At 71.3% G+C, this 9,602-nt stretch carries 10 protein-coding genes; 2 read left to right on the top strand and 8 right to left on the bottom strand.

Annotated features, from left to right (window positions below):
• Positions 1-198: 198 nt before the first annotated feature.
• From QNJ67_23040 to QNJ67_23005, 8 genes are all read right to left on the bottom strand, one after another.
• A complete protein-coding gene (locus tag QNJ67_23040) occupies positions 199-1,566 on the bottom strand; it encodes a hypothetical protein (GenBank protein ID MDJ0611867.1) in 1,368 nt (455 codons plus the stop codon).
• Positions 1,566-1,955: a hypothetical protein gene (locus tag QNJ67_23035; protein MDJ0611866.1), complete on the bottom strand. Its 390-nt coding sequence runs from the start codon at positions 1,953-1,955 to the stop codon at positions 1,566-1,568. Before QNJ67_23035 ends, QNJ67_23040 begins: the two co-directional genes overlap by 1 nt.
• A complete protein-coding gene (locus tag QNJ67_23030) occupies positions 1,952-2,290 on the bottom strand; it encodes a hypothetical protein (protein MDJ0611865.1) in 339 nt (112 codons plus the stop codon). Before QNJ67_23030 ends, QNJ67_23035 begins: the two co-directional genes overlap by 4 nt.
• A complete protein-coding gene (locus QNJ67_23025; GenBank protein ID MDJ0611864.1) occupies positions 2,287-2,472 on the bottom strand; it encodes a hypothetical protein in 186 nt (61 codons plus the stop codon). Before QNJ67_23025 ends, QNJ67_23030 begins: the two co-directional genes overlap by 4 nt.
• Positions 2,473-2,530: 58 nt before the next feature.
• A complete protein-coding gene (locus tag QNJ67_23020) occupies positions 2,531-3,769 on the bottom strand; it encodes a P22 phage major capsid protein family protein (protein ID MDJ0611863.1) in 1,239 nt (412 codons plus the stop codon).
• Between the two features lie 100 nt (positions 3,770-3,869).
• On the bottom strand, positions 3,870-4,760 hold the full coding sequence (locus tag QNJ67_23015) for a hypothetical protein (GenBank protein MDJ0611862.1): 891 nt from the start codon (positions 4,758-4,760) through the stop codon (positions 3,870-3,872).
• Positions 4,761-6,767 carry a portal protein gene (locus QNJ67_23010; GenBank protein MDJ0611861.1) on the bottom strand — a complete coding sequence of 669 codons (2,007 nt, stop codon included), beginning with the start codon at positions 6,765-6,767 and terminating at the stop codon, positions 4,761-4,763.
• A complete protein-coding gene (locus tag QNJ67_23005; protein ID MDJ0611860.1) occupies positions 6,767-8,281 on the bottom strand; it encodes a terminase in 1,515 nt (504 codons plus the stop codon). Before QNJ67_23005 ends, QNJ67_23010 begins: the two co-directional genes overlap by 1 nt.
• A gap of 496 nt (positions 8,282-8,777) precedes the next feature.
• Here QNJ67_23005 and QNJ67_23000 point away from each other — a divergent pair, with 496 nt between their 5' ends.
• A complete protein-coding gene (locus tag QNJ67_23000) occupies positions 8,778-9,221 on the top strand; it encodes a hypothetical protein (GenBank protein MDJ0611859.1) in 444 nt (147 codons plus the stop codon).
• Between the two features lie 172 nt (positions 9,222-9,393).
• The coding region (locus tag QNJ67_22995) for a hypothetical protein (protein ID MDJ0611858.1) at positions 9,394-9,602 on the top strand (209 nt) is incomplete at its 3' end.

Genomic DNA, 9,602 nt, shown 5'->3' with positions numbered 1-9,602 from the left:
CCTAGAGCAGATCCGGGTTTGACTGAATCGCCGGAGGCGATCCATCAAACCCGGTGAATCTGCTCTAAACCTTAGATGTAGAGCGGATTCACATGTTTAGTTGGAAACCATGAAGTGGTTCCATCTAAACAAGATCCGCTCTAGCCGGGCGATCCGCCTGTACGCGACGCAGGCCATGGAGAGGGTGAGAAATGTGGGCTATCGACCATAGGCGTCGACGATCGCGAGGTTGACCGGGTCGGTGAGGGATAGCTCCAGGACCCGGCGCCGGAACCGGCCCAGGCCGTTCCAGACGGCGCGGCGGCCGTAGCGGCCCTTGGCGCCGATCGAACGCCAGCGCTCGTTCGACCAGGTGCGCCCGCCGTCGTCGGACCAGCGCAGCATGGCGTGGGGGTCGCTGCCCTGCCCGCCGGTCGCGCCGACGCCGGCTTCGAACTCGATCTCGAGGGCGGCCAGGGTCCGGGGCGTCTCGCCGTCGCCGATCGGCGGGAAGCGGGCGCTCCGCCGCAGCACCGCGCCGTCGTCGTCGTAGCTGCCGGGGTCGATCGCATAGATCCTGCCGTTCCGCGTATCGCCGATCAGCGGCCTGCCGTAGGCGAAGACCGTGGCGGCCGCCTCGAAGGTCTCGGCGCCGTAGGTCTGCCGCTCGTGCCAACGGCCGGTGGCGAGGTCGAGGACCCAGGTGCCCGCCGCGAAGCGGAATCCGACGAACCTGTGCCCCGCCAGGGTGTAGCTGAAGGCCCGGGCGCGCTTGTCGGCATAGCCCCGGATCGCCTCCTCGACGCCGTGCTGCGACACCCGCTGCGGCGTGTAGCCGTTGGCGCGGTAGACCACGCCGTCCTCGCCGAGCCAGAACAGCGTGTTGTCCTGGCGCGCGACGGCGAGCGGAGACAGGATGCCGCGCTCCATGATGCCGCCGGGCAGGCGCTCGAAGGGGAAGCTCGCGTCGCCGGCGTTGAACCAGACCTCGGTGGTCGTCTCGCCGAACAGGAAGACCTGCCGCTTCTCGACGAAGACCCGGACGATGTTGTCGGGCGCGGCCTCGGCGGTCGCAATATCGAGCGCGTCGTAGGCGCTCAGGTCCGCCAGGTCGGAGACGAAGAAGCGGCCGGTGTCGGGGAGGGTGAAGATCCCGTACTGGTCCATGAAGGCGCAGGTCGCGGCGCCGGGCCAGTCCGGGTCGCTGATCGGCGCGAGACCCGCCGCCGCCGTGTAGACGAAGCCGTCGGGCTTGGCGACGATGGCCAGCTGGGTGCGGTTCGCCGTCATGCAGACCGGATCGCTGCCCGGGATCGTGCCGGGGATCTCCTTGTGGCTGCCGTCGGGGTCGATCCGATAGAGGCTCTCTCCCGAGACGAAATAGGGCCTGCCACCGAGCAGGTGGCCGCCCCGCACCGGACCGTCGCCCAGGGTCGCGAAGCGCTTCAGGCCGGGCACGGAGCGCAGCCAGAAGTCGTTGGCCGCGCCCGGCGGCGCGGCCTCGGGAAAGAGGTTGACCAGCCTCTGGTTCGAGAGGCGCGGCGCGGCCGCCTGGTAGGCGTCGCTCGGCAGCGGGATGCGCGGCATCAGCGGGCCGCCCCCCGGCCGCGCCGCCGGCCGATCAGGCCCCGGTCGACCGCGAGAACGGGGATCTCGGCGAAGGCGGACTGAAGCCGCCGCTCCGCCGCGGCCGCGGCGCGCGCCTGGTCGGCGGTCAGGCGCCGCTCGAAGGCCATGGCGAGGCGGCGCATCAGGGCGTCGGTGATCGCCTGGCGGTGCTCCGGCGCGACCGGGACCTCGTCGGCGAGGCCGAGGTCGGCGTGGCCCAGGTCCGCGCCTCTGCTTGTGAAGCCGTGCATCATGGCGTTGAACTCGCTCAGGCCCTTGGCGGCCTCTTCCGCCGCCGGCGCCTCGCCGACCGCCACCACCGCGAGGTTCTGCAGGGCGTTCTCGACGACTTCCCGCACCGTGGTCACGGCAGGTCCCTTTCAAGCTCGAGGCGCCCGCTGAGCACCGTGCTGACCGTGCCGTCGGGCTCGGCCGCCTCGGCGGCGTGCGCGTAGGTCCCCGGGCGGAGCGCGGCGGTGTCGGCCGGCGCCAGCGCAACCGTGAAGCGGCCGCGCGGCCCGTCGGTGACGGCGACGCCGCTGCCGAGCGTCTTGACGACCCGGGTCGCCCGGCGGTCCTCGGTCGCGATACGCCAGGCAAGCGAGGCGCCGGTCAGGTCGATGGCGGCGCCGGACTCCCGCCGGGCCGTGACGCCCAGCGACAGCGAGGTGCCGCGGCGCAAGCGAAGGTGACGCCGGGTCATCGGCGGGCGGCCCGGCGCCGCTTGGCCGGAGCCGGCGCCTCGGGTTCGGGCCGGGCCGCCGCCGCGGCCGGGCTGTCGGCCCAGCCCTCACCCGCCGGCACCTCGTCCGGGTGGCCGAACAGGCGGCGCTCCACCGCGCCGTCGGCGCCGGCGCGGTACATCCAGGTCGGTCGATCGTTCATGCTTGCCTCCGGAGAAAGGACGGCGGGGCCCGAAGGCCCCGCCGGTCATTTGCGGCAATCAGGCAGAGCCGCTCAGGCGCGTGGCCAGCTCGGGGTAGAGGGTCTTCACGCCGTAGAGGATGTCGAGGCGCACCGGGTTCTCGTCGGAGTCGATGTCGTAGGACCCGACCAGCCGGATCGAGAGACCGTTGTGGCTCTCGCGCGCCTTGAACACCGGCTCGCGCGGCATCTCCAGCGGCACCGTGACCAGGGCGAAGGCGTCGCGGTGGAACACCAGGTTCTGGCGGTAGCCCGTCGCCTCGCTGCCCAGCGGGGTGATCGCCGCGTTGTCCGCCGGGGCCGCCGTCACGGTCTGCTGGGGCCCGCTCGTGATGATCGGCGGACTGATCGTCAGGACCGCGTTGCCGGTGCCGTCCGAGACCGCGTCGTCGAGCACGACGAACTGCTGCAGGCGGCCCAGGTCGTCCTTCGCGCCCTCGCCGGGCACCGGGTTGACCGCGTTGACGCCCGCCAGGGTGATGACGTCGCCCGCCTTCAGGACCGGCGTCGCGGCGGCCCAGCCGTCGGTGACCAGGCTCTGCGACCAGGCCGTCTTGTCGGCTCCGGCGTAGCTCACCGCCTGGCCCGCGCCATTGACCAGGGGAGTCGAGCCGGTCGAGAAGCTGCCCGTGGTGTGGACCCGGATGTTCTGGTCCATGGACATCTCGATGCCGGCCACCTGGCCGAGCACGCCGCGGCGGTAGGCCGCGTCGGCGGAGCGCTCGATCTGCAGGCCGCTCAGGTTGCCGGTCATCGACCAGAAGTCGCTCGGCGACAGGACCGACTTACGCCGGTCGCTCGGCACCGCGCCCTCGTCGAGGCGCTGCGGGGCCTTCGAGAAGTCACCGAAGGACCCGACCGCCTGGCCCGGCGCACCGACCCAGTTGAAGACGTCGTCGTAGAGCGACGCCAGGTCCTGGTCGACCTTGTTGGCGAGCGAGACCATGGCCGGCGTGATGTAGCGCTCGGAGAAGTCCTCGATCGTCAGGGTCAGGTCCTGGGACGAGAAGCTGAAGGAGACGTGCTTGCGCTTGTTGACGACGATCGCGGTGTTGACCTCCTCGACGTCCTGGTTGGTCCGCGCCGCGCCGTCGGTCACGTTGAACCTGACCGGCCGGCGGACGTTGACCGTGTCGCCGATCTTCTTGAACTCGTTGACATACTCGCGGTGGACGCAGTTGCCGAACACGAGGTTGTTCTCCAACTGCATCAGCGCTTCCTTGGCGATCACGGAAGGGGTGATGAGTGCGTTTGCCATGGTTCCTTCTTTCCGGCCCGCGGCCGGGCACCCGCCTCACGCAGGGGCCGGCCGTAGGCGCTGAGCTGGGCGACGTCTCGCGACGTGGCCGTGGTTGCGGTTACGACGCGCCGGATCGTACCGCCGTCCCGAAACCGCGATAGCTGCGGTACTCCTCCATGGTCATCCGATCCGGGCGCTGCTCGGCGGCGCCGGTCGATCGGACCTTCCCGGGCGGGTCGGGCGCGTCGGTGACTTTCCTGGGCGGCTGGGTGCGGGCGGCTTCGAGCCGGGCCTCGATCCGCCCCACCTCCCGTGCCTGGGAGGCGTGGGAGAGGCCGGCAATCCGGCCGGCCTCTTCCGGGTTGGCGCCTAGGTGGTAGATGATCTCGGCGCCGAGATCGGACTCGGCGATGACGGCGAGCATGACGTCGGTCACGTGGGGCGCGGCCGCCCGGGCCGTCGCGTCGTAGTCGTCGTACTTCCCGCGCGCCTCGGCGAGCTGGGTCTGGAAGCGCTCGGCGACCGCCGCCCGGCTGTCCCGTTGCGCCTCGTCCGCCGCCCTGGCGCGCTCGGCCTCGAGCTCCTCGCGCAGTTCGGCGCGCAGCTCGTGCCTGGCCTTGGCGAGCAGGTAGGCGTCCCGCTCCTCGTAGTCCTCCTCCCTGGGCGCGGCCGCTTCGGCCGGGGCAGTCTCGAGGCCGGTCTCCTCCGCGTCCTCCAACCGCGCCAACTGTTGCCGGAGTGCCCGGTTCTCGGCCTCCAGGCGGGTGATCCTGCGCGCGGCCTTGCCGGGACGCCGCCGCTTGGGCGGCGCCGGCGCGTCATCGGCCGGAGCCCCGCCGTCCCGGCCGGCTTCGGAGACGGGCTCGTCGTCACGGTCGGGGATCCCGGGCGCGGCGTCGGCCGCGTCGGGCGCCTCGGCCTCGCCGGGCGCGTCCTCGGGAGCCGCGGGTTGGTCCGGCAGCGGGCGGCCGAGACCCAGGTCGTCGATGGCTTCGGCTTCGAGCGTCATTCAGTTTTCTCCTTTGCTGTCGCGTAAAATCCCGCCGTCCGCGAGCCGGGCGAGGACGGCCTCGACCGCCGCCGCAACGGCCGCCTCGAGCTGCCCGGCCTGAGACGAGAGCAGCAGCGCCTTGCCGGCGTTGTCGAGCTCCTGACCCTCGGCCTCCCGCGCCAGCTTCTCGGCCTGCGCCCGCAGCTTGAGCGTTTCGACCTGCTCCTTCAGCGCCTCGACCCGCAGCCGGAGCGCCTCGGCCTCGGCCTTCTCGGCCTCGGCGCCGAGGACGGGCGTCAGCGGATCCGGCCCCGCGCCCTCCTCCGGCTCGGCCAGGCCCCGGCCAACCGCGATCCTGCGGAACCGCTTGGCCATCTCCTCCGAGCCCGGCCAGTCCAGGTTCCTGGCCAGCAGGTCCATCACGACCGAGGCCGTCTCAGGCGCGGCCCGGATGAACTCGACCATGGAGGCCGCCGCGGCGTCGCGGCGCGTGGTGAAGCTGGGACCGGTCGAGACCCGCACGTCGTACTTGCCGGCGGCGAGGTCGTTCAGCAGCACGGTCTCGCCCTGCTCGTTGAGCGCCGGGCGGTTGATCTCGACGAAGCGCTCGGTCTCGTCCTCGCCGATGACCATGACCACGCGGGTCGAGTCGTAGATCTTCGGGATCAGGTCGACCAGGATGCGCCCGGCGTAGCCGAGCGCGATCGCCAGGTTGTCCAGGTAGACGAAGGTGCCCACGTCGCCCTCGCGCTGGCGCTTCTCGATGGCGACGCCCGAGGTCTCGTTCGAAGCCTGGCCCAGGGCTGGCGGATGCAGCCCGGTGGTCGCGTTGATGTCCCGCGCGGCGAGGGTCGCTTCCTGGCCGTAGGCCAGCTGGATCTCGGGCGCCGGCTGGCGCTCGGGCCGGGCGCCGGGCGCTTCCGGGTCCGGCGTATAGGGCAGATAGGCCAGGTTCTTGCGATTCGCCCGCCGCCAGTAGGTCTCGTGCTCGGCGAACATCCTGGCCGTGCCGACGAAGGGCGCCTTGGGCGCCAGCGCGACCGCTTCGGTAGCGGCCGAGCGGCTGTAGTTGTAGATCCGCTGCGGGTCCTTGGCGAAGCGCACGAGCCCATGGGTCACGGTCTCGCGCCCGACGTGCACCTCCTCCCCCAGCACCGGGACGATCGGGATGTGGCGGCCGGGCCAGTCGGTCGGCCCTTCGAGGATCTCCAGCCCGGAGACCAGGTAGGACCGGACCTTGTGGGCGCGCACCCGGCGCAGCCGGAGCGGCGCCAGCCGGGCCAGCTCGGGCTCGGCGATCTCGGTGACGTCACGCACCGCGCCGTCCGGCAGCAGGGCCAGGGTTCGCTCGGCCGGCTGCTTGACCCAGTACTCGGCGACAACGAGGTTTTCGCCGTCGCGCCAGGGGCGCAGGCTCTCGTCGGCGCCCTCCGCCGGGAAGTCGGCCAGGACCGCGCCCGGGTAGGCCGCCCGGAACGCCGCCGGGGTCATGGTCTCGATGATGAAGCAGTATCGCGCGTCTTCCTTGGTGATCTCCTGGGCGTCCGGGTCCCAGGCCACGGCCAGCGGGTTCCTGATCCGCCGGATGCGGATGTCCTGCTCGAAGACGTCGTCGTCGGTGAACTCGGTATCGACCCGGAAGTGCCCGATGCCGCAGGTTGCCGAGGCGTCGACCGCGCCGCTGTAGGCGACCTGGGCCAGGCTGGCGTGCTCGATGGCGCGGATCAGGCCGGTCAGGATCTCGGCCTTCTCCCGGTCGGCGCCGCCGGAGACCGGCTTGACCGTGATGCTCGGCTTGTTGAGCCGCACGTCGCCGGAGACCTGACGAATGAACTGCGGCATCATGTTGATGGTCAGGCAGGGGCGCTCGGCCCGCTCGGCCTTGACGTCGCCGGGCCACTGGTCGCCGGCGCGGAAGCGCAGGTCGTCCAGCATCGCTTCGCGCGAGTCGCGCTCGGCCTCGATGGCGCGGCGGTAGCGCTCCCGGGCCAGGCGCAGGAAGTCTTCGTCTCTGGCGTCGTCCATCACATCCCCATCCAAGAGCTGTCGCCGCCGGGCGCGGCGGAGAAGGGCCCGTCGAGCCGCGGCGTCCTGGCGACCAGCGCCAGCACGGCGGCGTCGCCCCGGTCCGGAGAGCGCCCGATCCGCGCCACGATGTCCTCCTTGGCCTCGACCTGTATGCCGCGGGCGGCCAGCTTCCAGCGCGGCGCGCAGAGGTCGGCCCTGAGCCTGCGGTCGGGCGGCAGGGCGACCTGCTCGCCGTAGTCCGGGTCGAGCGCCTCGCGCAGGGCCCACCACCACTCGGCCCGCTTGTTGACGAAGCCGAGCGCGCCGGTGCGGTCGCGCGCCAGCGAGCGCTCCGAGGCCACCATGCTCCGGCAGGCGACGCCGTTGCCCTTCAGGTGGTCGTAGACCGAGGCGCCGATGCCGATGGCGTCGACGTTGGCCTGCGCCCCGTCGCGCATGGCCGCCACCACCAGCGCCGCGACGCTGGGCCCGTCGGGCGTCGCCTTGCCGGGCCGGACGATCTGGGCCGCGAACCAGTTCCCGTGGCGCGGCGAGACGACGGTCTCGTCGGCACCGCCGCGCGCCGGATCGACCCCGAGGGTCGTCATGGGCTCGGGCGCCCGGTCCTGCCAGCGGGCCTGGGCCTGCTCGACCCAGACGGTCGGGATCACCTGCCAGGGGTCCTCCGCGCGGCCGGCCGTGAAGTCGCCCTTCAGCATCTTCGAGCGCAGCGGCTCGGGCAGGGCCTGCAGCGTCGCCTTGTAGCCCGTGGTCCGGTAGTAGACGTTGTCGTCGACCGCGCTGGGAATGAAGCTGCGGCTGCGCGGCCGGACCGTCTCGCCCTTGTAGGCGAAACCGGCGCCGCTCTCCACTTCGCGGCTCTCGCCGTCCAGCACGGCGAACCAGCGCAGCTCGCCGGGCCTGGCGGGGTTGGGGTGCGCCGGGTCGAGCCAGGGCGCCCAATGCTCGATCACCCAGTCGCCGGCCGCCTCGGTCGGCGGGTTGCCGGCGCAGATGACGCGGCAGCGCTGGGCCGGGTCGCGGGTCCGGTTCCAGCCGATCAGGTACTGGTACTGCGCCTTGAGGAAGTGGGTGATCTCGTCGAAGGCCTTGAGGTCGTGCGGCCGGCCCTGGTAGGCGCGCTCGTCTCCCAGATGCTGGCAGTGCCCGAACTCGAGCCACTCGCAGCGCCCGCCCGGCCGGCGCCAGGCGTGGCGATTCGCGTTGTAACCCCTGCGGTGACCGACGATTTCCTCGGCGCGGCGCGCGATCTCGACCAGCTCGTTGGCCTTGCGCCGGCAGATCAGCGCGCGCCGGTGACGGGTCAGCGCGGCGCCGATCAGGAGGTCGGTCTTACCGCCGCCGGCGGCGCCGCCGTAGAACAGCTCGTCGGCATCACTTTCGAGGGCGTCTCTTTGCGGGCCCGGCTGAGGCAGCCAGCGCGGCGTCCCGGCCGTGAGCAGGCGGTCCAGTTCCTCGCGCTCTTCCGGCTTCAAGCAGCGCAGCGATGCGGTGAAGTCTTTCGGGTTCACTGAGCTCGCCCTGCTCCGAAATGGCCCCAGGGGCGCCGTCCTCGCCGACCGGCGCCGGTTTGCCGAAAGCCCGGTCGAGAATCGCGTTTGCCGCGGAAACCCGGGCGCTCGGGTTGGCCGAGCGGTCGGCCACCACTTCGGCCAGCGCGAGGATGGCGTCCCGCGCGTGGCGGCGCGCAGTCGCGCGAGGGTCGCCGGACTCCGAAGCGTCTGGATCGGGATCGCCGCCGGATCTCCTGGCGCGCCGTTCGTCGGTCATGTCGGTGTCTTGTCTTTCTGAAGGCGCGAGCGCGACGGCAAACGAAAAAGGCCTCGCACTTTGGCGAGGCCCGGACAGACTGATCCACGAGAACAAATAGTGATCAAAACTCGGATTTCAGGCCCGGTCTCGCCGACGCCTCTCTCTCGGACGTATGGGGCCCCTCTTGAGATCCCTACCCGCCTGTGTTTGCCTGCCCTAATGCGTTGAGTCCCGGCGCTCTGTCAGGAGGTATCGGTGACGCAAGCGAGCGAGCGGCGGATCGTTGGCGCCTGCCATTGCGGGAACCTGCGTTTCGAACTCTCCCTGCCGGTCTCCGGCGCGAGAATCCCCGTGCGGGCCTGCAGCTGTAGCTTCTGCCGCAAGCACGGCGGCGTCTACACCTCGCACCCCGAGGGGCGCTTGCGGGTCGACGTCGGCGACCCCGGCATCGTTACGCACTACCGCTTCGGGACCGAGACCGCCGATTTTCACATCTGCCGGCGCTGCGGCGCGGTGCCCGTTGTGACCAGCGAGATCGGCGGGCGGGTCTATGCGGTGGTCAACGTGAACTGCTTCGAGAATATGTCCGCCGACGACTTCGACCGCGCCGTCACCGATTTCGACGGCGAAACCACGGAATCCCGCCTCACGCGGCGGGAGAGGAACTGGATCGCCGATGTCGCCTTCGGGGCACCGTGACCACCGGCAAACCGCCCAGTTCGGCGGCGGTCGATTCAAGCTCGCCTTTGAGAGAAATCCGCGCGATCGGCCGCAGGTGAGCCCGTTAATCAGCTCCTTACCCGCGGCTGTTTGAATCGGCGCGACGGGCGCCCTGCGCCGCCAGCCGAGACGGCTGAACGGAAAGCCAGGCATGGAACAGCAACCAGAACTGGACCGACGGAGCGAGCAAGCGGCCGCTGCAATCCGCGGCAACGGGCAGGCGGCGGCCGGCGAGGATAAGCCCACGGCGGAAGATGCGGAACGGCGGGACTGGTCCGGCGAGCATCCGATCAACCTGCGGCTCTCCGTGCCCCTGCCCTTCTTCCGCTTCTACGTGACGATCGTCGCGGGCAAGGAGCG

It is taken from the genome of Kiloniellales bacterium, from assembly GCA_030064845.1.
Lineage (GTDB): Bacteria > Pseudomonadota > Alphaproteobacteria > Kiloniellales > JAKSDN01 > JASJEC01.
Note: the sequence above shows the minus strand (reverse complement) of the source record. Positions and strands in the feature narration are given on the sequence as shown.

Coding starts and splice junctions, on each gene's coding strand:
- QNJ67_23025 (MDJ0611864.1), bottom strand. CDS start 2,472: ATGAACGATCGACCGACCTGGATGTACCGCGCCGGCGCCGACGGCGCG.
- QNJ67_23030 (MDJ0611865.1), bottom strand. CDS start 2,290: ATGACCCGGCGTCACCTTCGCTTGCGCCGCGGCACCTCGCTGTCGCTG.
- QNJ67_23020 (MDJ0611863.1), bottom strand. CDS start 3,769: ATGGCAAACGCACTCATCACCCCTTCCGTGATCGCCAAGGAAGCGCTG.
- QNJ67_23040 (MDJ0611867.1), bottom strand. CDS start 1,566: ATGCCGCGCATCCCGCTGCCGAGCGACGCCTACCAGGCGGCCGCGCCG.
- QNJ67_23015 (MDJ0611862.1), bottom strand. CDS start 4,760: ATGACGCTCGAAGCCGAAGCCATCGACGACCTGGGTCTCGGCCGCCCG.
- QNJ67_23010 (MDJ0611861.1), bottom strand. CDS start 6,767: ATGGACGACGCCAGAGACGAAGACTTCCTGCGCCTGGCCCGGGAGCGC.